The organism is Bradyrhizobium sp. UNPF46 (assembly GCF_006658625.1).
In the GTDB taxonomy this organism is placed as follows: Bacteria; Pseudomonadota; Alphaproteobacteria; order Rhizobiales; family Xanthobacteraceae; genus Bradyrhizobium; species Bradyrhizobium nitroreducens.
In genome coordinates, this window is record NZ_LFJB01000021.1 from 24,734 (window position 1) to 49,031 (window position 24,298).

Here is a 24,298-nt window from a genome sequence, read left to right on the forward strand (position 1 = left end):
CATGACAACCACCCTCGCCGCCAAGATCGCCCGCGAATACGGCACCCCCTGCGCCGTCATCGACATGGACAGGGTCGAGCGCAACATCGCGCGGATCCAGAAGGCCTGCGACGAGGCCGGAATCGCCAATCGTCCCCACATCAAGACGCACAAGAATCCGACCATCGCCAGGATGCAGGTCGCGGCCGGCGCCAAAGGCATCACCTGTCAGAAGATCGGCGAGGCCGAGATCATGGCCAATGCCGGCATCGACGACATCCTGATCAGCTACAATCTGCTGGGCGAAGAGAAGATGGCGCGGCTTGGCGCGCTGAATGCCAAGACCAACATGACAGTCGCCGCCGACAATTCGACCGTCGTCGCGGGGCTGCCCAAAGCCGCCGCAGCGTCCGGCCGCCCGCTCTCGGTCGTGGTCGAGTGCGATACGGGGCGCAAGCGCGCCGGTGTCGAGACCCCGGCCGAGGCAATCGCGCTGGCGCGCGAGATTGCCGCGTCCAAGGGGCTCACGTTTGCCGGCTTCATGATGTACCCGACCGAGACCGGCTGGGGCGATGCGCAGAAGTTCTACGACGAGGCTCTGGCCGGCGTGCGCGCGCACGGGCTGGACGCCAAGATCGTCTCGACCGGCGGCACGCCGAACCTCGTCAACATCGGCAAGCTCAAGGGTGGCACCGAGCATCGCTTCGGCACCTACATCTACAACGATCGCATGCAGGTCGCGGCCGGCGTCGCCAGCTGGGACGATTGCGCGCTTCACATCTATTCGACGGTGGTGAGCCGCGCCGCGCCCGAGCGCGGCATCCTCGACGCCGGCTCGAAGACGCTGACCACGGACACCGGCGGCCTCGACGGCCACGGCCTGATCCTGGAGCACCCCGAGGCCAAGATCGCAAAATTCGCCGAGGAGCACGGCTTCCTCGACCTCTCCCGCAGCAACACCCGCCCCAACGTCGGCGACGTCGTCCGCATCGTGCCGAACCACGTCTGCGTCGTCGTCAACATGATGGACGAGGTGTTGATGGTGCGCGGCGAGGAGATCATCGGCACGCTGCCGGTGGCGGCGCGCGGGAAGCTGCGGTAGACTAGGCGGAGCGCCCGCGCATCCTTCGAGGCGCGGCCTCAGGTGCTTTGCACCGGAGGCCGCGCACCTCAGGATGACGCTCTCTCTTGAGCTATGCTCGAGAATAGAGGGCGCTCACGCGTAGCCGTCACCCTGAGGTGGCCGCTTCTTCAGCGGCCCTCGAAGGGCGGCGGCATTCTAAGAACGCTTGAGCCACGCCAACACACCCCTGCCCGCGGCGGCCCCCGTCGCGAACGAGGCTTGCAGCAGGTAGCCCCCGGTCGGCGCCTCCCAATCCAGCATCTCGCCTGCCGCGAACACGCCCGGCAGCTTGCGCAACTTGAAGCGGTCGTCGAGCTCGTCGAACGAGATCCCGCCCGCGGTCGAGATCGCGCGCTCGATCGGGGCTGTGCCGGTGAGCTGAACCGGAATGGAGTTGATCAGCTCCGCAAGCTCAGCCGGCGAGTACGAAGCCAACTGCCGCCCGGATGCGATCGCAGCCTCCTGCATCAGACCAATTCCGACCGGCGACACTTGCGCGGCCTTGCGCAGGAAGTTCGCCAGCGACTGCTTGCCTCGCGTGCCCGACAAGCGCGTCGTCAGCGCAGCAACGTCGAGATCAGGCCGCAACGCGATCATCAACGTCGCCGGCCCGAGACCCAGCACCGCCTCGCGCAGCTCCGCCGACAGCGCATAGATCGCCCCGCCCTCGATGCCGCTGCGCGTGATCATCGCCTCGCCGCGCACCGTGTGAGCTCCGATCGTCAACGCCACGCCCTTGAGCGGCTGGCCCTCGAAACGATCGCGGAACACGTTTGACCAAGCGACCGTGAAGCCGGAATTGGCCGGCCGCAGCTTTGAGACGGCGATGCCTTTGGTGGCGAGCAATTCGACCCAGCCGCCATCTGAGCCGAGCCGCGGCCAGCTGGCACCACCAAGCGCGAGCACGGTCGCATCGGCAACGACGGCTACCACGCCATGCTGCGTTCGAAACAGCAAGCGCCCCTCGCCGTCCCAACCGGTCCAGCGATGACGGAACGTAAACCTCACGCCGGCCGCATCGAGCCGCCGCAGCCAGGCGCGCAGCAACGGCGAGGCCTTGAACGCTTTCGGAAACACGCGCCCGCTGCTGCCGACGAAGGTCGGCTCGCCCAGCGCCTCGCTCCAGGCTCGCAAAGCCCCCGGCGAAAACGCCTCGATCGCCGCCTGCAGCTTCGGCGCCGCCTCGCGGTAACGCGCCATGAACTCCGGCAGCGGCTCGCTGTGGGTGAGATTGAGCCCGCCCCGGCCCGCCATCAGGAATTTGCGGCCCGCGGACGGCATGGCGTCGTACACGGTGACGCGCGCGCCGCCCTGCGCCAGCACCTCCGCCGCCATCAGCCCGGCGGGACCGGCACCGATGACGGCGACGTCGGTCAGAGCTTGATCCCCGCCCGTGCCGCGGCCTGCGCCACGTATTTCTGGGTCTGCTCGAACGCGCCGGTCAGCGCCTTCGCCTTCGACATGTCGCTGATCTCCGCGAAATGCGCAGCAACCGCGTCCGGTGTCCATTCGGACTCCGGCAGGTTGATGCCTTCGCTCTCCAGGATCTTGATGACCGCGAAGGAGCCGGCGCCGGCGCCCATGATGGTGCGGGTCGGCGCATCCTCGCTGAGCATGTACTCGACCGCGGGCGTGATCGCGTTCGGCTTCATCAGCTGCAGCGCCTGCGGCGGCAGCAGCTCCTCGGTCATGCGGGTCGCCGCCGTCGGCGAGATGATGTTGACGCGGATGTTGTTCTTGCGCCCCTCTTCGGCGAGCACGTTCATCAGGCCGACCATGCCGGACTTGGCCGCGCCGTAATTGGCCTGGCCGAAATTACCGTAGAGGCCGGAGGACGACGTCGTCAGCACGATGCGGCCGTAGTTGCGGTCGCGCATGCCGGCCCAGGCCGCCTTGCAGCAATAGAAGGTGCCGACGAGATGCACGTCGAGTACCTTCTGAAAATCGGCGGCTTCCATCTTGCCGAACGACTTGTCGCGCAGGATGCCGGCATTGGCGCACATCAGATCGACGCTGCCCCACTCCCTGGTGGCGCGTTCGACCATGGCGGTGACCTGCTCGAAGTTGGAGACGTCGGCGCCGTCGGCCATCGCGGTGCCGCCGGCTTTGCGGATCTCCTCGACCACGGCCTCGGCCGGGGACAGCGAGCCGCCGGTGCCATCACGCGCGCCGCCAAAATCGTTGACCACGACCTTGGCGCCGCGGCTGGCCAGCCCCAGCGCATGCGCCTTGCCGAGACCATTGCCCGCGCCGGTGACGATGGCGACGCGTCCGTCGAACCTGATTGCCATTGTGCAGTTCCTGCCTCTTCTTCCTTCTCCCCCTGTGGGAGAAGGTGGCGCGAAGCGCCGGATGAGGGGTCTCTCGCAACAGATGCGCTCGCGGAGAGAGACCCCTCACCCGGCTTCGCGTTCCGCGAAGCCACCCTCTCCCACAAGGGGAGAGGGTGAGAGCGCTCCGCGAGAGATTTGGTCAGCTTTTGAGCAGCGATGGGTTGCCGGGTCAAGCCCGGGAACGACGCGCGGTATCAAGCGAAATAGATCAGGCCCAGCCACTCCGCGACCAGCGCCGGCTTGTCCTCGCCTTCGATCTCGACCGTGACGTTGGTGCGGGACTGCAATTCGTTCGGCTTGCGCAGCTTGGCTTCCGCCAACACGAAGCGGCCGCGGACGCGCTTGCCCGAACGAACCGGCGAGATGAAGCGCAGCTTGTCGAAGCCGTAATTGACGCCCATCGTGGTGCCTGCGATCGCCGGCATCACTTCATAGGACATCACCGACAACATCGACATCGTCAGAAAGCCGTGGGCGATGGTGGTGCCGAACGCGGTTTCCTTGGCGCGCTCGGGATCGACGTGGATGAACTGGTGATCCTCGGTGTCGTCGGCAAAGGCGTTGATGCGGGGCTGGTCGATCAGATGCCACGCCGACACGCCGATCTCCTTGCCGACCAGGGCCTGATAGGCCTGAAGCGTGATCGGCGGCGACTTCCAGATTTGGTTCACTTAGGTCTCGCTCCGTGTCTTGGACAACTCCGGAAAATCCTCCTCGCGGAATTCGCGGCCGCGCAAGGGATCCTCGCGATCGTCGTCGCGTTCGAGCCGTCGTAGCTGCACGCGACGGATTTTGCCAGAGATCGTCTTCGGCAGTTCGGTGACGATTTCGAGACGGCGGATGCGCTTGAACGGCGCAAGCCGCGTATGCAGATGCCTGAAGATGGAAAGCGCCGTCTCCGGCGTCCGCTCCGTGCCGGAGGTCAGCAGCACGAACGCCTTGGGGATCGCAAGACGGATCGGGTCCGGGCTCGGCACGACCGCGGCCTCCGCGACCAGCTCGTGCTCGAGCAGCACGCTCTCGAGCTCGAACGGGCTGATGCGGTAATCGGATGACTTGAAGACGTCGTCGGAACGGCCGACGAAGGTGAGATAGCCCTCGTCGTCCTCGAACACGACATCGCCGCTGCGATAGAGCTCGCCCTCGGCGCCGGACAGCTTGCCGTCATCGCCCTGGTAGCCCTGCATCAGACCTGCGGGCCGCTCGGAGCCGAGCACCAGCGTGACCTCGCCTTCCCTGGCGGGGTGGCCGTCGGCGTCGCTGATCTGCACGCGATAGCCCGGCAGCGGCCGGCCCATCGAGCCGATCTTGATCTTCTGGCCCGGCGAGTTGCCGGCGAGCGCCGTGGTTTCGGTCTGGCCGTAGCCGTCACGGATGGTGAGGCCCCACGCCGCCCGCACCTGGTCGATCACTTCAGGGTTCAGCGGCTCGCCGGCGCCGCAGACCTCGCGCAGCGCCACCTTGAACGAAGCAAGGTTCTCCTGGATGAACAGCCGCCACACCGTCGGCGGCGCGCACAGCGTGGTGACGCCGCAGCGGCCGATGGTGGCGAGCAGGCCCTTCGCATCGAAGCGCGGCTGGTTGACCACGAACACGGTCGCACCCGCATTCCACGGCGCGAAGAAACAGCTCCAGGCGTGCTTGGCCCAGCCGGGCGAGGAGATGTTGAGATGGAGGTCACCGGGCTTCAGCCCGATCCAATACATGGTGGAGAGATGGCCGACGGGATAGCTGCGCTGGCTGTGCCGGACGAGTTTTGGTTTCGCCGTGGTGCCTGAGGTGAAATAGAGCAGCATCGGGTCGTCGGCATTGGTCGGACCATCAGCCGCGAAACTTTCGGAGGCCTTCGCGGCTTCATTGTATGACAGCCATCCGTCGGAGGCGGTGCCGTCCACGATGCGAACGATGCCCTCGGCACCGAGGCTTGCGAATTTCGCCACCTGATCCTCGGCAGCGACAACCGCCCTCGCCCTGCCGCGATCGAGGCGATCGCGCAGCTCGTCCGCGGTGAGCAGCGTAGTCGCGGGAATCACGACGACGCCGAGCTTCATCGCCGCCAGCATGGTCTCCCACAGCGGAACCACATTGCCGAGCAGCAGCAGGAGATGATCACCGCGCTTCAAGCCTTGCGCGCGGAGGAAATTGGCGACCTGGTTGGAGCGCTTGGAGAGCGCCGCGAATGACAGTTTTGTCTGGCGATCCTGCGCAGCGTCGACGATCCACAGCGCCGGCCGATCCCTGGATTCCGCATTGGCCGCCAGCTCGGCGTCGAACCAGTCGAGCGCCCAGTTGAAGGGAACCGGATCCGGCCAGCGAAAGCCTTTGACCGCGGCCTCGTAGTCCGTGCGGTGATCCAGCAGAAACGCGCGCGCTTCCAAAAATGTCGTCATGATCCGGGCCCGTCGAATTGATCTTCGAGCGTAGCCCGGATGGAGCAAAGCGCAATCCGGGGCCGGCTACGCCATTGGAAGCAGCTATCCCGGATTTCGCTTCGCTCCATCCGGGCTACGAAGCCCCGCTATTTTCCAGCGAGGCTGCGAACGTGCTTGATAATTCCGGAAAAATCCACCCCGCCCTGGCCGGCTGCGTCGAAAGACTGATAGATCTCCTGCGCATGCTTGCCGAGCGGCGTAGCCGCACCGGCGGCCTTGGCGGCGTCCTGCGCCAGCGTCAGATCCTTCACCATCAGCGCCGAGGCAAAGCCCGGCTTGTAGTCGTTGTTGGCCGGCGAGGTCGGCACCGGGCCCGGCACCGGGCAATACGTCGTCAGCGACCAGCACTGGCCCGAGGAGGTCGAGGCGACGTCGAACAGCGCCTGATGCGAGAGCCCGAGTTTCTCGCCGAGCGCGAACGCTTCGCTGACCGCGATCATGGAGATGCCGAGGATCATGTTGTTGCAGATCTTGGCCGCCTGGCCCGCGCCGGCGCCGCCGCAATGGACGATCTTCTTGCCCATGTTTTCCAGCACGGGCTTCGCAGCGGCAAACGCCTTGTCATCGCCGCCGCACATGAAGGTGAGCGTGGCGCCCTTGGCGCCGCCGGTGCCGCCGGAGACCGGCGCATCGACCGAAAGCACACCGCTCTTGGCGGCGAGCGCATGCGCGGCCCGCGCGCTCTCGACGTCGATGGTGGAGCTATCGATGATCAGCGCGCCCTTGGTCATGGCGGGCACGACCTCGTTCCAGACGCCGAGCACGTGCTTGCCTGCGGGCAGCATGGTGACGACGACATGAGCGCCCTTCACCGCGCCCGCAGCGCTGTCGGCAATGCTGGCGCCATCGGCCTTGGCCTGATTGCGCGAGGCTTCGACGAGATCGAACGCCACCACCTTGTGGCCGGCCTTGACGAGGTTGGCGGCCATCGGGCCGCCCATGTTGCCCAGACCAATGAATGCGATCGTGGCCATTGTCATTTCCTCCGCTGTCGCGTTGTTAATTGAACTTCAGCTCGTCGGCGCCAATCTCGGCGAGATACGGCGCCAGCATCTCCGGCGTCACATCCTCGATGCGCGGCGGCGACCAGGTCGGGTTGCGGTCCTTGTCGATCACGGCGGCACGCACGCCCTCGCGAAAATCGTCGCTGCGGAAGACTTCCAGCGCGGCGCGGTATTCGCGCACCAGGCATTCCTCGAGGCTCGATGAAGCGCGGGCGAGCCGCAGCAGCTTCAGCGTCACCACCATGCCGCGCGGCGACTTTTCGTTGAGCGTCTTCAATGTCGCCAGCGCGAAGTCGGAGCCGTCGCGCTTCAGCGCCGCGAAGATGTCCTCCATGCGGTCGAAGCCGAACAGCGCGTCGATGATTGACTCCTTCTCAGCCACCGGTCCTGCGGTCTCGCCGGTCGCAAAGCCGCTGATGAGCTTGCCGACATCGGCCGCGCTCGCACCGGGGTGCAGCTTCGTCAGCGCCTCGCGCAGCTCGGGCAGCCTCAAAGCCGGCACCACCCAGTCGGCGAATTTCGCATGGATCGCGTCCGGCCCGTTCATGGTCTGGCCGGTGAGCCCGAAATAGGTGCCGATCTCGCCCGGCGAATGCGAGAGCAGATAGGTGCCGCCGACATCGGGGAAGAAGCCGAGGCCGACTTCGGGCATGGCGAGCTTGGTGCGATCTGTGACGACGCGATGGCTGGCATGGGCCGAGAGGCCGACGCCGCCGCCCATCACGATGCCGTCCATGAAAGCGACATACGGCTTCGGGAACTTCTTGATCCGGGCGTTGAGGATGTATTCCTCGCGCCACAGGACCTTGCCAAGATCGCCGCCAGCCTTCGAGCTTTCCCAGAGCGTACGGATGTCGCCGCCGGCGCACAACCCGCGCTCGCCGGCACCTTCGAGCAGGATCACGCTGACGGCGGGATCGGTCTCGAAACGGTCGAGTGCCTTCTCGATGTCGCGAAACATCTCCAGCGTCACGGCATTGATCGCCTTGGGACGGTTCAGCCGGATGATGCCGGCCGCGCCCTCGACGCGGGCGACGAGATCGCCCTCCTCTGCTCCGCTCATCGCGCGCCCTCGATCAGCTTGCGCGCCACGATGAGCCGCATGATTTCGTTGGTGCCTTCGAGGATCTGGTGCACGCGCAGATCGCGCACGATCTTCTCGATGCCGTATTCGCTGAGATAACCGTAACCGCCATGCAGCTGCAGCGCATGGTTGGCAACCTCGAAACCGACATCGGTGCCGAAGCGCTTGGCCATCGCACAGAGCATGGTGGCGTCGGGATCCTTGCGGTCGAGCGCCGCGGCGGCGCGCCACAGGAATGTGCGCGCGGCCTCCAGCTCGATCGCCATGTCGGCGAGACGGAATTGCAGGGCCTGGAATTCGTCGAGACGTTTTCCAAAGGCCTTGCGCTCCTTCATATAGGCGCGCGCCTTGTCGAGCGCCGTCTGCGCGCCGCCGAGCGAGCACGCCGTGATGTTGAGGCGGCCGCCGTCGAGACCCGCCATCGCGATCTTGAAGCCGACGCCCTCCTCGCTGAGCCGGTTCGCAACCGGCACGCGGGCGTTCTCGAAGATCACGGCGCGGGTCGGCTGCGCGTTCCAGCCCATCTTGCGCTCATTGGCGCCGAACGAGACGCCCGGCGTCTTGCCGTCGATGACGAGGGTCGAGATGCCGCCGGGACCGTCGCCACCAGTGCGCACCATCGCGACCAGGAGATCGGTGCCGCCAGCGCCGGAGATGAACTGCTTCTGGCCGTTGAGAACGTAATGATCGCCGTCGCGCACCGCCCGCGTGCGCAGCGCTGCCGCGTCCGAGCCGGCGCCCGGCTCGGTCAGGCAGTAACTCGCGATCAGCTCCATCGAACAGAGCTTTGGCAGCCATTTGTGGCGCTGGGTGTCGCTGCCGAAGGCATCGATCATCCAGCTCGCCATGTTGTGGATGGAGATGAAGGCCGAGGTGGTCGGGCAGCCCGTCGCCAGCGCCTCGAAGATCAGCGCCGCGTCGAACCGCGTCATGGCGGAGCCGCCGACATCCTCGCGGATGTAGATGCCGCCCATGCCGAGGGTGGCAGCCTCGCGCATCACGTCGACGGGAAAATGCTTCTCCTCGTCCCAGCGCAGCGCATGCGGCGCGATCTTCTCGGCCGCAAACGCCAGCGCCATGTCGCGAATTGCGACCTGATCCTCGTTCAGAGCGAACTGCATCCCGGCCTCGCTCCTCAAGAGGATCACTTCATCAGCGGGATCGAGAACTCCGCGCCTTCCTTGACGCCGGACGGCCAGCGCGAGGTCACCGTCTTGGTCTTGGTGTAGAAGCGGACCGAATCCGGGCCGTGCTGGTTGAGATCGCCGAAGCCCGACTTCTTCCAGCCGCCGAAGGTGTAATAGGCAATCGGCACCGGGATCGGCACGTTGATGCCGACCATGCCGACATTGACCTTGGCCGCGAAGTCGCGCGCGGCGTCGCCGTCGCGGGTGAAGATGGCAACGCCGTTGCCGTAGTCATGCTCCGACGGCAGCGCCAGCGCTTCCTTGTAGTCGTGCGCGCGCACGACCGAGAGCACGGGCCCGAAGATCTCTTCCTTGTAGATCCGCATGTCCTTGGTGACGTTGTCGAACAGCGAACCGCCGAGATAGAAGCCCTTCTCGTAGCCCTGCATCTTGAAGCCGCGGCCGTCGACGGCGAGCGTCGCGCCTTCCTTGATGCCGATGTCGATGTAGCCCTTGACCTTCTCGACCGCCTCGCGCGTGACCAGCGGACCGTAGTCGGCCGACGGATCGATCGAGGTGCCGATCTTCAAGGACTCGACGCGTGGGATCAGCTTTTCCATCAGGCGGTCGGCAGTGGACTTGCCGACGGGGACGGCGACCGAGACGGCCATGCAGCGCTCGCCGGCCGAGCCGTAGCCCGCGCCGATCAACGCGTCGACGGCCTGGTCCATGTCGGCGTCGGGCATGATGATGGCGTGGTTCTTGGCGCCGCCGAAGCACTGGCAGCGCTTGCCGGTCTGGGCGGCGCGCTCATAGATGTACTGCGCGATCGGCGTCGAGCCGACGAAGCCGACGGCCTTGATATCGGGATCGTCGAGGATGGCGTCGACCGCTTCCTTGTCGCCATTGACGACGTTGAGGATGCCGGCCGGCAGGCCCGCTTCCATCATGAGCTCGGCCAGCAGCATCGGCACGCCGGGGTCGCGCTCCGACGGCTTGAGGATGAAGGCATTGCCGCAGGCGATGGCGGGCGCGAACTTCCACATCGGGATCATCGCCGGGAAGTTGAACGGCGTGATGCCGGCGACGACGCCGAGCGCCTGGCGCATCGAATAGATGTCGATGCCGGGGCCGGCGCCTTCGGTGTACTCGCCCTTCATCAGGTGCGGGATGCCGCAGGCGAACTCGGCCACCTCGAGGCCGCGCTGGATGTCGCCCTTGGCGTCCGGCACGGTCTTGCCATGCTCGCGCGCGAGCAGCTCGGCGAGCTTGTCGTAGTCGCGCTGCACCAGCTCGACGAATTTCATCATCACGCGGGCGCGGCGCTGCGGGTTGGTCGCGGCCCATTCGGGCTGTGCCGCGCGCGCGTTCTCGACGGCGGCGCGAACCTCGGCCTTGGACGCCAGCGCCACCTTGGCCTGGACGTCACCGGTCATCGGCTCGAAAACGTCGGCGGTGCGGTTTGAGGTGCCCTTGACCTCCTTGCCGCCGATGAAATGTCCGATTGAACGCATGGAATGGTCTCCTTCAGGCCGAGCGTGGTCGCTTTGACAAATCCTATCGACCTGCATTTTATAGGATTCAAGTCTGAGATAATGCACCATAGATGTGCGAAAATGCTGGATCAAGGCGCTATCGACTGGGACGACTTTCGCTTCGTGCTGGCCATCGTGCGGGGCGGCTCGGTTTCGGCTGCGGCAAAACAGCTCGGCGTCGACCATGCCACCGTGATCCGCCGCGTCGACCGGCTGGAGAAGCACCTCTCGGCCAAGCTGTTTGACCGGCGCAAGACCGGCTATCTCCTCACCGAGGCCGGCCAGCGCGTCGCCGACAGCGCGGAAACCATGGAATCGACCATCGTCGCCAACCAGGAGCAGGTCGGCGGCTCGGTGGCACGTCTGACCGGCACGGTGCGGATCGGCGCCCCCGACGGGTTCGGCACCGCCTTCCTGGCGCCGCGGCTGACGCCGTTCGCGGACCGGTATCCCGATCTCGACCTGCAACTTGTGGCCACCGCCCGGCTGTTCAGTCTCTCCAAGCGCGAGGCCGACATCGCCATCAGCCTGACCATGCCGAAGGAAGGCCGCATCGTCGGCCGCAAGCTGCTCGACTACCGCCTCGGCCTCTACGCCGCCCCCACCTATCTCGACCGCTTCCCGAAGATCGCTTCAAAGCAGGACCTGCCGCAGCACCGCTTCGTCGGCTACATCGAGGAGCTCCTGTTCACCCCGGAGCTCGATTATCTGCCGCAGGTCTCGCCGCGGATTTCCGCCCGCTTCCGCAGCGCCAATCTGATCGCCCAGCTCAACGCCACGCTGTCAGGCTTCGGCATCGCGGTGCTGCCCCATTTCATGGCGAGCGATTACCCGCAGCTGGTGGCCGTGCTGCCGCAGGAGATCTCGATCACGCGGACCTTCTGGATGCTGATGCACGCCGACAGCAAGGACCTCGCCCGCATCAGGGCGGTGGCGGATTACATCGGGGAGATCGTGGAACGCGAGCGGGCGCTGTTTGCGGGAAGGTGAGCGACGGTCTCGTGACGGTCTCGTAGGCTGGGCAAAGCGAAGCGTGCCCACGTCAACGCCGACGTTGGAGAGAGATCGTGGACCCGGCACTGATGCGCCTTTGCCCAACCTACGACACCTAGGTCTTCGCCTTCTTCGCTGCCGCCGCCTTCGACTCGCGCTTCGTGACGTCGAGCGCACTGTCCTTGCCCGCCTTCAGCACTTCGTCCGACAGCTCGCTGGAGCCGGCGATGCGCGCCAGCAGCATGGTGCCGGCCATCGTCGCCAGCGTCGCGATCGCCTGCTTGCGGGCAGCCTTGCGCGGCAGGTTCGGGATGTAATCCGCCATCAGCTCGATCATCTCGTCGAGCTTTCCGGCAAACGCCTTGCGGGTTTTCGGGCTCTCGCGGGCGATCTCGGCGCCCAGCGCGGGAATTGAGCAGCCATGGCCGGGATTGTCGCGATGCAGCGCCGAGAGATAGGCCTCCGCGATCAGCGCCAGCCGCTTGTCCGGCGCGGCTTCGCCGGTGATCTTGCGCCAGTGCTCCATCGAGCGGTCCATGGCGTAACCGAACGCCTCGATCACCAGCGCCTCGCGGGAATCGAAATGCGCGTAGAAGCCGCCATGGGTGAGGCCGGCCTCCTTCATGAGGTCGGCGACGCCGATGCCATGGGCGCCCTTTTCGCGCAACCGCACAGAGGCCTTCCTCACGATGCGGTCGTGGGTTTCCTGCTTGTGTTCCCGGGAGTAGCGCATGCGGTTCTCATTGGATGTCGATGGTCATCTCATAGCACGCCAATCACGAAATGGGTGCATTAATTCATGTCAAGTTGCTTCCGATCATGGAAAACGTTGCAGTTGCATGCACCGCAAGGGCCCCCTTGCCGTCGCGGACGAAGCCTTCGGTGTAGCTGGTCTGCCGCCCCAGCTTGATCACCTTACCTTCGGCCGAGATCAGCCCGGAACGGACCGAGAGCGGACGCAGGAACGTCATTTTCAGGTCGAGGGTCACCGAGCTCTGCCCCGCTTCCAACCGGGTCGAGATGGCGCATCCCATCGCGGTATCGATCAGGGCCGCCGCCGTCGCGCCGTGAAGCAGCCCGATGGTGTTTTCGAGGTCCTCGCGCGGCTCCAGTTCCATGACGATCCGCCCCGGCTCGACCACGGCCATGGTGAAGCCGATCAGTTTTGCGAAGGGCGGCGGCGGCAGCCGGCCGTCGCGAATCCCCAGCATGGCATCCATGCCGGACAGCCCCAGGGCCGCCCGCGCGACCGGCGCAGGCGCCTGCCAGTCCACCACGCGCTCACGCCGCTGCGCGGGCGCAAACAGATCGAGTTGATCGGGTTCAGTCATGGGACTCCCTTTGTATGATTGTTATCATACTATCTCACGGACTTCGCACTTGCAACTCGGCGGCGCGCCCGCTTGACAACAAGGACGTTTCGGCCCGGAAGTAGCCTCGACCCGCGCGCCTCGCGCCGGTCCACGAAACTTTCGAGTTGCCAAAATGGAAATGCTCAATCCCCACTGCGGCGTGACGCACGATGCGCGCGGTGTCGTTCATGTCGCGATCTGCAACGCCGGCCCGCTCAACATTCTCGGCTCGCCGGTGACCGACGCCGTGCGCGAAGGCCTGCAGCAGCTTGCATCCGACCGCAGCATCCGCGTCGTGGTGCTGCGCGGCCAGAGCGAGAAGAGCATGATCGGCGGCGCCGACATCAAGGAGATGGCGAAGCTCGACCAGAAATCCGCTGAGGCCTTTATCAGCCGCCTTCGCGACCTCTGCGAGGCGGTGCGCCAATTCCCGGCACCTGTGATCGCGCGCATGCCCGGCTGGTGCCTCGGCGGCGGCCTCGAGGTCGCGGCGGCCTGCGACTTCCGGATTGCCGCGCATGATGCGCATTTCGGCATGCCCGAGGTGCGCGTCGGTATCCCCTCGGTGATCCATGCGGCACTGCTGCCGCGCTTGATCGGCTGGGCCCGCGCGCGCTGGCTGGTGATGACCGCGGAAAACATCGACGCAGCCACAGCGCTCGCCTGGGGACTGGTCGACAAGGTCGCCCCGGCAGGCGAACTGGACGCCGCCGTCGAGCATCTGGTGAACATGCTGCTCGACTGCGGCCCCGAAGCGCTGCGCGCGCAGAAGGCCCTGCTGCGGCAATGGGAGGAACTGCCGCTGACGGAGTCGGTGAATCTGAGCGTGAAAGTGTTCGGCGAATCGTTCCTGACCGACGAGCCGACGCGGCTGATGGGCGCGTTCGTGAACCGGAAAAAATAGCACTACTCCCAATCGGACGACCAAATCTCATCCCACCCACGACAATTTCTCATCATTGGCGCGGGTTGCATTTTTTGCGCCGCATCATATGATGATCATAATCTTACCCATCATCGCAGGGAGTTTCGCCATGGCCGAAGCCGCCGATCCCGTCGTCATCGTCTCCGCCGCCCGCACGCCGCTCGGCCGCTTCATGGGCGAGCTGTCGCCGCTTTCCGCGCACAAGCTCGGCTCGCATGTGATCGGCGCGGCGCTGGAACGCGCCAAGCTCGCGCCGGAGAAGGTGGACGAGGTCTTCATGGGCTGCGTGCTGCCGGCCGGCCAGGGCCAGGCGCCCGCGCGCCAGGCCGCCCGCGCCGCCGGTCTGCCCGATGCCACCGGCGCCACCACGGTCAACAAGGTCTGCGGCTCCGGCATGAAGGCGACCATGCTGGCGCACGACATCATCCGCGCGGGCTCGGCCGAGATCGTGGTCTCCGGCGGCATGGAGAGCATGAGCAACGCGCCCTATCTGCTCGCCAAGGCGCGCGGCGGCTATCGCGTCGGCCATGACCGCATCATCGACCACATGATGATGGACGGCCTCGAGGACGCCTACGAGACCGGCCGCTCGATGGGCGATTTCGGCGAGGCGACGGCCGAGGCCTATCAGTTCACCCGCAAGGACCAGGACGCCTATGCCATGGAGACGCTGAGCCGTGCCCGCAAGGCGGTCGAGGACGGCGCGTTCAAGGCCGAGATCGCGCCGGTCACGCTGGCCGAGAAGGCTGGACCTCGCGTCATCGCCAATGACGAGCATCCGCTGAAGGTCGATCCCGCCAAGATTCCCGGCCTCAAGCCGGCGTTCCGCGCCAACGGCACGATCACGCCGGCGGCCTCCTCCGCCAATGCCGACGGCGCCGCGGCGCTGGTGCTGACGAAGCGCTCGCTCGCCGATCGGAACGGCCTGCCCGTTCTCGCCGAGATCAAGGGCCATGCCACCCATAGCCAGGAGCCGCAATGGTTCACGACGGCGCCGATCCCGGCGATCCGCAAGCTGCTCGACAAGGTCGGCTGGGCTGCCTCCGATGTCGACCTGTTCGAGATCAACGAGGCCTTCGCCGTCGTGGCGATGGCGGCTCAGCGCGATCTCGGCATCGCCAGAGAGAAGCTGAACGTCAATGGCGGCGCCTGCGCGCTCGGCCATCCCATCGGCGCCACCGGCGCGCGGCTGATCGTGACGCTGCTGCATGCGCTGGAGGCCAACAACCTCAAGCGCGGTGTCGCCGCGCTCTGCATCGGCGGCGGCGAAGCGACCGCGATCGCGGTGGAGCGGCTGAGGCACTAGCACCAATGTCCGAAATTGAGGGAAGTCTGTCATTTTAGACTTCCCTCAGTTGTGCCAAACAGGAAACATGACGCGGGTCCCCGTGGGACTCGCCAACAAGATTGAGGCGCAATGATCTCGAACTGGCTCGCGGCAGCACTGTCCCGCCGCAACATTCATTATGGCTGGGTGATGGTCGGCGTGACCTTCCTTGCCGCGCTGATCAGCGCCGGCACGGTCGGCGCGCCCGGCGTGTTCATCGTCCCGCTGCAGAAGGAATTCGGCTGGAGCACGGCGGAGATCTCCTCCGCGCTGTCGATCCGCTTCATCCTGTTCGGGCTGATGGCGCCGTTCGCGGCCGCCCTGCTCAACCGCTATGGCCTGCGCAACGTCACGCTGACCGCTCAGCTGATCGTGGTCTCGGCGCTGGTCCTCTCGCTCGGCATGACCGAGGTCTGGCAGCTCGTCGCCCTCTGGGGGGTCGTGATCGGCATCGGCACCGGCATGACCGCGCTGGTGTTGGGCGCGACGATTGCTACGCGCTGGTTCGCAGCACGGCGCGGCCTCGTGGTCGGCATCATGACCGCGAGCGTCGCCACCGGCCAGCTCGTATTCCTGCCGCTGCTGGCCAGCCTCACCGAACGCTATGGCTGGCGGCTCGCGCTCGGCTTCGTCTGCATCATGCTCGGCGTCTCCGCGCTGGCGGTCCTGCTCGCGATGCGCGACCGCCCGAGCGACGTCGGCCTGCGTCCGTTCGGCGACGAGGGCACCGAGCCCCTGCCCGTTCCGCCCGTCAATCACGGCTCCATCACGGCCGTGGCGCTCGGCACGCTGCGCGACGCCTCGAAGTCGACCGCGTTCTGGATCCTGTTTGCGACCTTCTTCGTCTGCGGCGCGTCCACCAACGGCCTCGTCCAGGTGCACCTGATCCCGATGTGCCTCGATTTCGGCATCCCGCAGGTGCAGGCGGCGAGCCTGCTGGCCGCGATGGGCATCTTCGACTTCTTCGGCACCATCATGTCGGGCTGGCTGTCGGATCGCTACGACAACCGCTATCTGCTGTTCTGGTATTACGGCCTGCGCGGGCTCTCGCTGATCTTCCTCCCCTTCAGCGATTTCTCGTTCTATGGCCTGTCCATCTTCGCGATGTTCTACGGTCTCGACTGGATCGCGACCGTGCCGCCGACCGTGCGTCTCACCGCGCAGAAATTCGGCCCCGAGCGCGCCAATCTCGTGTTCGGCTGGATCTTCGCCGGCCATCAGCTCGGCGCCGGCACCGCCGCCTTCGGTGCGGGTTTCTCGCGAACGGTCTATCAGAGCTACCTGCCCGCGTTCTTCATCGCCGGCGCACTCTGCGTGTTCGCCGCACTGATCGTGCTGGCGCTGTCGCGGCAACCGAAACCGCAGCCGAATCCCGCCATGGCCTAGTACCTGATCGTGGTGGTGACGCCGAACACAGCGGCGTCACCAATTCGCGAGACACCGGCCGGATCGTTCGGATTGGGAATTCCGCCGGAGGGGCGGAACACATACTGGAAATAAGGCGCGACCAGCCAACCCGGCTTGACGTGCGCCTCGTAGATCATCTCGATCAGCGTTTCATTGCTGCGCACCGGGCTCCGGATCCCGGTGAAGGCCTGCGTGTCGAGATCGAGATTGCGCGCGGTGTTCGAGATTCGCATATAGGCCATCGCCACGCCGAAGCGGTCGAGTGGACGGCCCGGTGTGAAACCGACAAAACCGATGCCCCCGTCCAGGTACAGATCGATCAGATTGCGATCCGGCGGGCTGTACGCGACACGGCCGAACGCGGTGATGCCCGGGAGCGAGGCCGAGGTGCTGTTCTCGGTCACCGATGGCGGGCGATACAGCACCTGCTCGATGACCGCAAAGATCCCGTAGTTGCCGCGTAGTTTCGCGGGGATGCCGCTTCCGCCGGGATCGGCGATCGACAGCCCCTCCGCCGTGAAACGCTGGCTGTCGAACGAGCCATAGTGCTTCCAGGCGCCCGGCGTGAAATTGCCGGCGAGCGGCCGGCCGCCGATATCAATGTCGTAGTTGAAGCGGACCTGCCCGATCACCCACGGCGGATCGTTGACGCGGAATGCCAGGCCATGGTGGTCGCGCAGCTGCGGATCGGCCTCCCCTGGCCCCGACGGGTCGCCGTCGAACACCGCGCCGTAAGCGGTGATCCTGTCGGTCAGCGCGGCCTTGATGCGAATGCCGGGCACCGCGATCGGCGGCGCCGGGCCACCCGCCGGAAGGTTGGAAGCCTTGATCGCGGGCCAGCCGAAGGTGCCGTTGATGAAGAGGTCGTCGGTCTGGCTGTCGAAGAACTCGACATCGGCTGCTTGCTGGCCGGCCCTGATGTTCAGGCGGTCGTTGAAGAAGCTCTGCTCGAAATAGGCATTGTAGAGCCGCTGGTCCGGCAGCGCTTCGATCTCGCTGATGGTGGCGAGGTTCATCACGTAGTTGCGCGAGAGCCCCTGGCCGTAGATCACGAACGCGTTGGCGTAGAATCGGCCGCCGCTCCAGCCAATCAGCTTGTCGAGATCGGCATCGACCGACAGATCGAGACGGCCGAAATGGACGGCGCCGCGCTTCACGCCGCCGGAGGCGTTGGCGATGTTGTCCGCGATATAGGTGGCGCCGAAATTCAGGCCCTTGCCGGCAAGGCCGTCATGCCACGCGTTGAACCATTTTGGAAACAGCCATTCGGCCGCGCTCTCGTCCTTGGCGCCGGCGAATGCGCTGGGGCTTGCCACTATGTGGGCCAGCGCGATTGCAGCCAGGGTTGTTCGGGTCCTCCAACTCACGCTCGGCGCACGCTATTTGAAAATGCCTGTGCGCCGCATGAACAGATAGGCCGCACCGACGGATGACGCCATCAGCATCGCGGCCCAGAGAAACCCGCTCTCGACGTCGGTCAGCGGCAGGCCTTTCGTGTTCATGCCGAAAATGCCGGTGATCAGCGTCGGCGGCAGCAGCAGCGAGGTCACGATGGAGAGCGTGTGCAGATGACGATTGCTCTCCTCCTCGTTCTTGAAGCGCAGCTCCTCCTCGAGCAGCCGGCTGCGCTCGCGGAGCTCGACGATGTCGTGATCGAGCCCGTCGAGCCGCTGCGCCAGCTTGCCGGCCTGGATCCGCAACGCCGGTGAGAGACGGTCCGTGTTCTTCTGGTCGAGGCGATGGAACAGCACGCGCAAGCCGGTGAGCTGGCGATGCAGCCTGACGCAGGTCCGGCGCAGACGGCCGAGGTTGCGGCGCATCTCCGGCCTTACGTCGTCGGCGAGAATCCGTTCCTCGATGTCGTCGATCTCCTGGCCGAGCTTGTCGGCCATCCGATCCAGCGTATCGGCGACCTCGTCGACGATCTTTTCCAGGAGATGGGCGACATTGTCGACGCGATAGCCACCCTCGAGCACGCGCCGCGTCGCGTCCGCCGAGCACAGCGCCTGATGGCGGCCGCTGATCAGAAGACGCTCGGTCATGGCGAAACGCAGGAACGCAGTCTCTTCCGTCGCGCTGTCGATGTCGCGGATGAGATCGGAGAACACGCCGTAGACGCAGTGGTCGATGACGTGAAGCTGCTGGAACGTGTCGCTCGACAGCAGCAACTCCCGCGCAAGCGGCGGCAGCTGCGACGACGCGATCCACGGACGCACCCGACCGTCCGTCAAATTGAAATGCAGCCAGAGCCGGCCGTCATGACTGAATTCGATCGGCCGGTCGATCGGCAGCGCCTCGGCGCTGCCGTCACTGTGCAGACGGAAGGCCCAGACCAGACCGGGAATGGCCGGGTCGGCCTCCTCTATCGCGCTGACAAGCTTTGCCGGCTCAGCCATGGATAGCCCCAACCGTCAACGACTGTCCCATTCCGGAAGATGGCTGACGGCATCTTTTCCGGATCCATGCGGGGTACTCAATTACGCCAGTGTTACAGCTTGATGATGGCGCCTGATGCCGCCGCCGGCCCGATCGCAGCTGTCGGCCTCCGTGGCACGAGCATCCACAAGACATGATCTTTCCGGAAGACACACTTCTGCATTCTCGCGGCTGATTTCGCCCGAGCTTTGCTCTCTTCGTTGCGCCTCTTGTTGAGAAAGGGCGCAGGGAAGGCCGGGCGCCGGCTGGCACCCGAAGTCCCGCGTGCGAACAAAGACGCGCACGGGGTGGACCACAGGTGTTGCCGGTCGCCCGGCCTTCCCTGCGCGGATGGTTTTACGGCTTATGTCGCGCTCTCCCCGGGGAGCGATGCACTATTGCCCCCGTCGCCTTGCGGATGGCTGATGCGTCGCCCCGGTTGGGCCGCCACATCACCGCAACACTTGACGCACAGACCCCGGGCGTCAGGACCACACGATTTTGCCGCCGCGCACATCCTCAGCCCCTGTCTCCGGCGGCTGGCGTGCGCTCGCCACCGGGACCGAACGAGGACGCTGTCAACGCCGTGTCGTATCGCGCGGGCTGCTGCTCACGGGAAGTCCCGCCCTGCAGCCGACCCGGCGCGCCGACGCCGTCGCGGCCACCGCCTCCCGGCCCGCGTCTCGTGACGATCGCGAAACGCCCCTTGCGGCGGGCGGGATGGGTGAAATATGCGATATTTCCGAATTCTTGTAAAGCGAATTCTTGTCCCCCTGGTCCGAGGGTGCTCTTCCCGGGTACCCGCCGCCCCTTCTGTGCCGGCAATCGACCGTCACAGTTGGGGAGGACGCTGAAACGGGAGAGAGGACCGCCGCCAGTTGGGGGTGCCAACGTCGGGGTGCGAGACGACGGTCCTCAGGCGAGAGAACTTGGAGAAGGATCTGAGGGGAATGAGCAGGGACCGAGCTCAAGCGATCGAAGTCACCTGGCGTCCTTGTTCAATTCGATCGCGACTTCCGACATCCAGGAGCCCGGCGCCTCCATCAGGAAGGACTGGTGATTGCTCCTGGTCTGGATCGTCACCAGGGCGGCCACCGTGTTTCCCTCAATTCGCGCCTCGATCAAGCCGTCCTTGTTGCTGCCGTAGACCTTGCCGCCCTGTCGGTATTCGCTCTCGAACCAGTTGCCGGAAAGCTCCGTCCCACTCTGCTCGATGTTGGCGGACAGGACCATCTTGTACGCATCGCTCGCGCAACGCAGATCGAGCGTCAACGACCGTCCCGGCCTGGTGACGTTGTACGCCACCTTGCAGCGGACCTTCTCACGCGGACCGTCGGACGGCTTCATCGTGCCGATGCCCGACCATGCGCCGGCCAGACCGTCGAACACGGGCTCTGCGCGCACCGCGCTGGTGCCGACGAGCACGAGGCATGCCGCGCCGACGCCCATGCGCGCCGCCGAACTCTTCAATCGCATTCTGTCAATCCTGATTCGTGAAGTCTCGGCGCGTCCTACACCCGGACAGCCGCGGGATGTTGACGAAGATGTTTAGAAATGTTGCGGAGATTGCCTGAACGTTGCCGGGACCGGGCTGCCCTCCCCCGGGCCGGAGCTATCGCTTTCGAGCTGTTCACTCTAGGCACGATAGTCCCAGATCGTCATGGCCGGGCTTGTCCCGGCCATCCACGCCGCCACGCAGCACAAAGAACGTGGATGTCCGGGACAAGCCCGGGCATGACGACCTTTGCTGAAGTTCAAATGCGACCGCCCTAACTCCGAGCCGAGGGGCCACCGGGGCTAACCGGAGTAGAAACCCGGCCTCACCCCGGCCCGGGCAGGCCGCCTGCGAACTGCGGATAGCATTCGCGCAGCTCCTCGCGAATGCGGTCCCGCATCAAGGACAATGTCGCCTCGTCCGGCAACGGGGTCGTGATCTCGCATTGCTCGTTGTCGTAGGAAAAGCCGGTCGTGCTTCGGATGTCGCGCCAGTCATATCCCGGATGCGTGCTCTCCAGGCGAAAGCGTCCGGCCTCCCGGTCGAACGAGAACAACGCCGCATTGGTCAAGAGGGCATGCGGGCCGCCGCGCCGATAGACCGTCTCGTCGCTGACGCCTGGCGCAGACACGAAGTCCACGCGTTCGACCAGGGATCGCAGGCTGTGCTCCTCGCGGAACAAAATGACCCTGGGAACGAGGAAGTACAGATAGGCCGAACCGAACGAGCCGGGCCATCGGACCTGATTGTTCGGATAGTCGCCGGTGCCGACGAGATTGACATTGCCCTGGCCGTCGATCTGGCCGCCGCCGAGAAAGAAGGCGTCGAGGCGCCCCTGCGCGGCGCAATCGAACAACTCCTCGGCACCGCCGGTGAAGGAATTGTGCTTGACCGAACCTAGGATCGAGACCTGCACGCGCTCCTGTCCGTCACGCTCGTTGAGTGCCCGCAACAGCATCGCGCCGGCGGCCGGCATCGGCGACGACTGGCCGACCGCAACATGCCGCACGCCCCTGAGCAACCGCGAAATCGTGTAGATCATCAGCTCGCGGCTGGTACACGCCTCGCTCATGCCGCGCTCCTGGAATCCCGGAGATAGGCCTGGAAGCCTTCCGGCGAACGCGCCGCGCGCGCATATTTCTCGACCTCCTGCCCATCTCTGGGATACTCGGCGTAGAGGCCCGTAGGCCACCCGCCCTTCTCGAGCCGAGCCACCGCACCCACATAGATCGCGGGCAGCACACCGGCGGCCAGCTTCTCGTCCTCGAGCAGCGACGTCTCGGAGATGCGCTCCACGGTCACGAAAGCCGTCTTGGACGCATGGGCCAGCAGCATCGTTTCGCGCCGGCGCCCGAGCCGGACATTGCCGAACCGGTCCGCTTCGGGCGCATGAAACAAGGCGATGTCGGGCTGGATCGCCGAGACCACGACGATCTTCTCACCGTCGTCGAACGGATTCGACGTCACCTTCCAGTCGTCCCGCTTCTTCAGGACGTCGCTGCCGATGATGCCGCGGATCGGCATGAACGGAACGCCCTTCTCCGAAGCCGTGAGCCCTGCGAACACCGCGGGGCACGTCGCATCGCGAAGGCGAATGGACCCATCGCGGACGGCCCGGCTGAAACACGGCGCGCCGCCGGCTTCGCCGAGGCTGACGGCGCTGGTCTCCAGCGTCGCCACGGCGCCGGCGCCGATGAGCATATCGACCTGCATGCCGCCGATCGGCGCACAGACCACGTGAAGATCGCGAATGCCGCGATCGATCAGCATCCGGACCAGTCCCGGGGCCGCAGCGTAATCGTCCGGCGCCAAACCGAGCTTGCAGCCCGAGGGGATCATCTCCGCCATCTCCCGCGGCGTTACGAAGTCTGTCATCTCTCCACCTCTCCCTCGATCTTCAATCAGGACGAGTCACGCCCTAGTCCTTTTCCGTGCCGCCCCTTGACGAGACGTAGCCGTCCCGCGTCTGCGGCAGCTTCCAGCCCAGCACCTTGCTTGCGACCAGCGTCCGCAGCACCTGAGCCGTGCCGCCGCCGATCGTGAACATGCGGACATCGCGCGCCATGCGCTCCAGCGGAAAGTCACGCGAATAGCCGCGGGCGCCGAACACCTGAAGGGCGTCGTTGACGATCTTGATGGCGGCTTCCGAGGCGAAGATCTTCGCCTGGGCGGCAAGCGTGGGATCGGGGAATGCACTGCCGCCCGGCCCGCGCGAGGTTGCAGCTGCGTGCAGCATCAGGCGCGATGCGGTGAGTTGCGTCTGCATGTCGGCGAGCATCCAGTGCAGCCCCTGGAATTCGCCGATCGGCCGGCCGAACTGCTCGCGTGTCTTGGCCCATGCGACGGCGTGCTCCAGCGCGCCGGCGGCGATCCCCATGGCGACCGTGCCGGCGCCGACACGCTGACTGTTATAGGCATTGATGAGGTCGGCAAAGCCGCGTTTGAAGCCTGATGGCGGCAGCAGCACCATGTCCGGCGTGATCTCGAGGTCCTCGAACACGAGCTCGCCCTCGGGCATGCCGCACAGGCCCATCGTCGTCTCGCGCTTGCCGACGCGCAGCCCCTCGGCCTCGCCGCGGACGGCGAGAAAGCCGCCGACGCCGAGCTCCTCGCCGCTCTCGTCGAACACGCGCGCAAAGATCAGGTGCAGGCGCGAGACTCCGGCGCCGGTGATCCAGTGCTTCCTGCCGTTGAGCACGTAGCGGTTGCCGCGCCTGTCGGCCCGGGTCGTCATGCCGCTGGCATCGCTGCCGGCGTCAGGCTCGGTGATGCAGATGGCGGGCTTGTCGCCTCCCAGGACGAGATCGGCCGCGCGCTTCTTCTGCGCATCGGTCCCGTACGCCATGACGGTCGAGATCGCGCCCATATTGGCCTCGACCACGATGCGCGCAGAGACGGTGCAGGACCGGGCGATCTCCTCGATGACCAGCACCGTGTCGAGGAAGCTCCGGCCCTGGCCGCCATATTCAGGCGGAATGGTCATGCCCATGAAGCGCTCGGCCTTCAGCGCCTCGACGACGTCCCACGGATATTCGCGCGACGTGTCGATGTCGGCCGCACGGCCGCGGATCGTCCCGTTGGAGAGCGCCGCAGCCCTTTCCTTCAAGGCCAGCTGCTGGGACGAGAGCTCCATGACCGTTCTCCATTCCCCGCGGACGCGCGTGCTCGCCGAAGCGATCCGTCAGCCGCGTCCCATGCTGTAGAATTCCGCGTTCGGACGCATGCTGGTGACGTTGGCAAGCCGGTTGGAGAGGCCGAAGAAGGCCGTGATCGCGGCAATGTCCCAGACGTCCTCTTCCGTGAAGCCGTGCGATTTCAGCGTGGCGAAATCGGATTCGGAAACCTTGTAGGCCTCGGTCGAGACGCGCACGGCGAAATCGAGCATCGCCTTCTGCCGGTCGGTGATGTCGGCCTTGCGGTAGTTGACCGCGACCTGGTCGGCGATCAGTGGATCCTTGGCGCGGATGCGCAGGATCGCGCCATGCGCGATGACGCAATATTGGCACTGGTTGAGGTTGCTGGTGGCAACCACGATCATCTCCCGCTCGGCCTTGGTGAGGTTGCCGGGCTTGTCCATGAGCGCATCGTGGTAGGCGAAGAACGCGCGAAACTCGTCCGGGCGGTGCGCGAGCACGAGAAACACGTTCGGAATGAAACCCGACTTCTCCTGCACGGCCAGGATGCGGGAGCGGATGTCGTCCGGCATGTCGGCGAGATCAGGGACAGGGAAGCGGCTGATGGCGAGTGCCTGGGTCATGGCCTGGAGA

General features: G+C 65.7%; 22 protein-coding genes. 5 read left to right on the top strand and 17 right to left on the bottom strand.

Translation table 11 applies throughout. From position 1 onward, the window contains the following. The first annotated feature begins 1 nt into the window (after position 1). Positions 2-1,081, top strand: a complete 1,080-nt coding sequence (locus tag UNPF46_RS09730; RefSeq protein WP_142249863.1) for a D-TA family PLP-dependent enzyme — start codon at positions 2-4, stop codon at positions 1,079-1,081. Positions 1,082-1,258: 177 nt separating this feature from the next. Here the strand turns inward: UNPF46_RS09730 and UNPF46_RS09735 are convergent, their stop codons facing one another. The 8 genes from UNPF46_RS09735 to UNPF46_RS09770 all read right to left on the bottom strand — a co-directional run bounded on the left by UNPF46_RS09735 (position 1,259) and on the right by UNPF46_RS09770 (position 10,596). Beyond that, on the bottom strand, positions 1,259-2,479 hold the full coding sequence (locus UNPF46_RS09735; RefSeq protein ID WP_283811657.1) for a BaiN/RdsA family NAD(P)/FAD-dependent oxidoreductase: 1,221 nt from the start codon (positions 2,477-2,479) through the stop codon (positions 1,259-1,261). Next, positions 2,476-3,393, bottom strand: a complete 918-nt coding sequence (locus UNPF46_RS38215; protein ID WP_142249865.1) for an SDR family NAD(P)-dependent oxidoreductase — start codon at positions 3,391-3,393, stop codon at positions 2,476-2,478. The genes UNPF46_RS09735 and UNPF46_RS38215 overlap by 4 nt, the downstream gene beginning before the upstream one ends. A 236-nt stretch (positions 3,394-3,629) precedes the next feature. Beyond that, positions 3,630-4,106 carry a MaoC family dehydratase gene (locus UNPF46_RS09745; protein ID WP_142249866.1) on the bottom strand — a complete coding sequence of 159 codons (477 nt, stop codon included), beginning with the start codon at positions 4,104-4,106 and terminating at the stop codon, positions 3,630-3,632. Continuing rightward, positions 4,107-5,825 (bottom strand): AMP-binding protein, encoded by a 1,719-nt coding sequence (locus tag UNPF46_RS09750; protein ID WP_142249867.1) that lies wholly within the window; start codon positions 5,823-5,825, stop codon positions 4,107-4,109. Positions 5,826-5,953: 128 nt separating this feature from the next. Then, positions 5,954-6,847, bottom strand: coding sequence for a 3-hydroxyisobutyrate dehydrogenase (mmsB, locus tag UNPF46_RS09755; RefSeq protein ID WP_502705484.1), 894 nt, complete (start codon positions 6,845-6,847; stop codon positions 5,954-5,956). A gap of 19 nt (positions 6,848-6,866) precedes the next feature. Next, on the bottom strand, positions 6,867-7,934 hold the full coding sequence (locus UNPF46_RS09760) for an enoyl-CoA hydratase/isomerase family protein (protein ID WP_142249869.1): 1,068 nt from the start codon (positions 7,932-7,934) through the stop codon (positions 6,867-6,869). Then, positions 7,931-9,076 carry an isobutyryl-CoA dehydrogenase gene (locus UNPF46_RS09765; protein WP_142249870.1) on the bottom strand — a complete coding sequence of 382 codons (1,146 nt, stop codon included), beginning with the start codon at positions 9,074-9,076 and terminating at the stop codon, positions 7,931-7,933. The genes UNPF46_RS09760 and UNPF46_RS09765 overlap by 4 nt, the downstream gene beginning before the upstream one ends. A gap of 23 nt (positions 9,077-9,099) precedes the next feature. After that, a complete protein-coding gene (locus UNPF46_RS09770) occupies positions 9,100-10,596 on the bottom strand; it encodes a CoA-acylating methylmalonate-semialdehyde dehydrogenase (protein ID WP_100180589.1) in 1,497 nt (498 codons plus the stop codon). 102 nt (positions 10,597-10,698) lie between these two features. Here UNPF46_RS09770 and UNPF46_RS09775 point away from each other — a divergent pair, with 102 nt between their 5' ends. Further along, positions 10,699-11,607: a LysR family transcriptional regulator gene (locus tag UNPF46_RS09775; protein ID WP_142249871.1), complete on the top strand. Its 909-nt coding sequence runs from the start codon at positions 10,699-10,701 to the stop codon at positions 11,605-11,607. A 118-nt stretch (positions 11,608-11,725) separates the two neighbouring features. Here the strand turns inward: UNPF46_RS09775 and UNPF46_RS09780 are convergent, their stop codons facing one another. Next, a complete protein-coding gene (locus tag UNPF46_RS09780) occupies positions 11,726-12,343 on the bottom strand; it encodes a TetR/AcrR family transcriptional regulator (RefSeq protein WP_142249872.1) in 618 nt (205 codons plus the stop codon). Between the two features lie 64 nt (positions 12,344-12,407). Further along, positions 12,408-12,941, bottom strand: coding sequence for a PaaI family thioesterase (locus UNPF46_RS09785; RefSeq protein WP_142249873.1), 534 nt, complete (start codon positions 12,939-12,941; stop codon positions 12,408-12,410). Between the two features lie 154 nt (positions 12,942-13,095). Here UNPF46_RS09785 and UNPF46_RS09790 point away from each other — a divergent pair, with 154 nt between their 5' ends. The 3 genes from UNPF46_RS09790 to UNPF46_RS09800 all read left to right on the top strand — a co-directional run bounded on the left by UNPF46_RS09790 (position 13,096) and on the right by UNPF46_RS09800 (position 16,600). Next, the gene (locus tag UNPF46_RS09790; protein WP_142249874.1) at positions 13,096-13,866 is read left to right on the top strand and encodes an enoyl-CoA hydratase; all 771 of its coding nucleotides are present in this window, start codon (positions 13,096-13,098) and stop codon (positions 13,864-13,866) included. Positions 13,867-13,996: 130 nt separating this feature from the next. After that, a complete protein-coding gene (locus tag UNPF46_RS09795; protein ID WP_142249875.1) occupies positions 13,997-15,193 on the top strand; it encodes an acetyl-CoA C-acyltransferase in 1,197 nt (398 codons plus the stop codon). Between the two features lie 111 nt (positions 15,194-15,304). Next, positions 15,305-16,600 (top strand): MFS transporter, encoded by a 1,296-nt coding sequence (locus tag UNPF46_RS09800; protein WP_142249876.1) that lies wholly within the window; start codon positions 15,305-15,307, stop codon positions 16,598-16,600. On the opposite strand, the gene UNPF46_RS09805 is transcribed toward UNPF46_RS09800, so the two are convergent. From UNPF46_RS09805 to UNPF46_RS09835, 7 genes are all read right to left on the bottom strand, one after another. Continuing rightward, on the bottom strand, positions 16,597-17,937 hold the full coding sequence (locus UNPF46_RS09805; protein ID WP_246668622.1) for a carbohydrate porin: 1,341 nt from the start codon (positions 17,935-17,937) through the stop codon (positions 16,597-16,599). The genes UNPF46_RS09800 and UNPF46_RS09805 overlap by 4 nt on opposite strands. A gap of 63 nt (positions 17,938-18,000) precedes the next feature. Further along, a complete protein-coding gene (locus UNPF46_RS09810; protein ID WP_142249878.1) occupies positions 18,001-19,017 on the bottom strand; it encodes a transporter in 1,017 nt (338 codons plus the stop codon). Between the two features lie 1,000 nt (positions 19,018-20,017). Then, entirely contained in the window at positions 20,018-20,512 is a 495-nt protein-coding gene (locus tag UNPF46_RS09815; RefSeq protein WP_142249879.1) for a hypothetical protein, read from the bottom strand. A gap of 344 nt (positions 20,513-20,856) precedes the next feature. Next, positions 20,857-21,603, bottom strand: coding sequence for a CoA-transferase (locus tag UNPF46_RS09820; RefSeq protein WP_142249880.1), 747 nt, complete (start codon positions 21,601-21,603; stop codon positions 20,857-20,859). Beyond that, entirely contained in the window at positions 21,600-22,406 is an 807-nt protein-coding gene (locus UNPF46_RS09825) for a CoA transferase subunit A (RefSeq protein ID WP_142249881.1), read from the bottom strand. The genes UNPF46_RS09820 and UNPF46_RS09825 overlap by 4 nt, the downstream gene beginning before the upstream one ends. Positions 22,407-22,449: 43 nt before the next feature. Beyond that, positions 22,450-23,664 carry a 3-sulfinopropanoyl-CoA desulfinase gene (gene acdA / locus UNPF46_RS09830; RefSeq protein ID WP_142249882.1) on the bottom strand — a complete coding sequence of 405 codons (1,215 nt, stop codon included), beginning with the start codon at positions 23,662-23,664 and terminating at the stop codon, positions 22,450-22,452. A 48-nt stretch (positions 23,665-23,712) separates the two neighbouring features. Then, entirely contained in the window at positions 23,713-24,288 is a 576-nt protein-coding gene (locus tag UNPF46_RS09835; protein WP_142249883.1) for a peroxidase-related enzyme, read from the bottom strand. Positions 24,289-24,298: the final 10 nt, after the last annotated feature.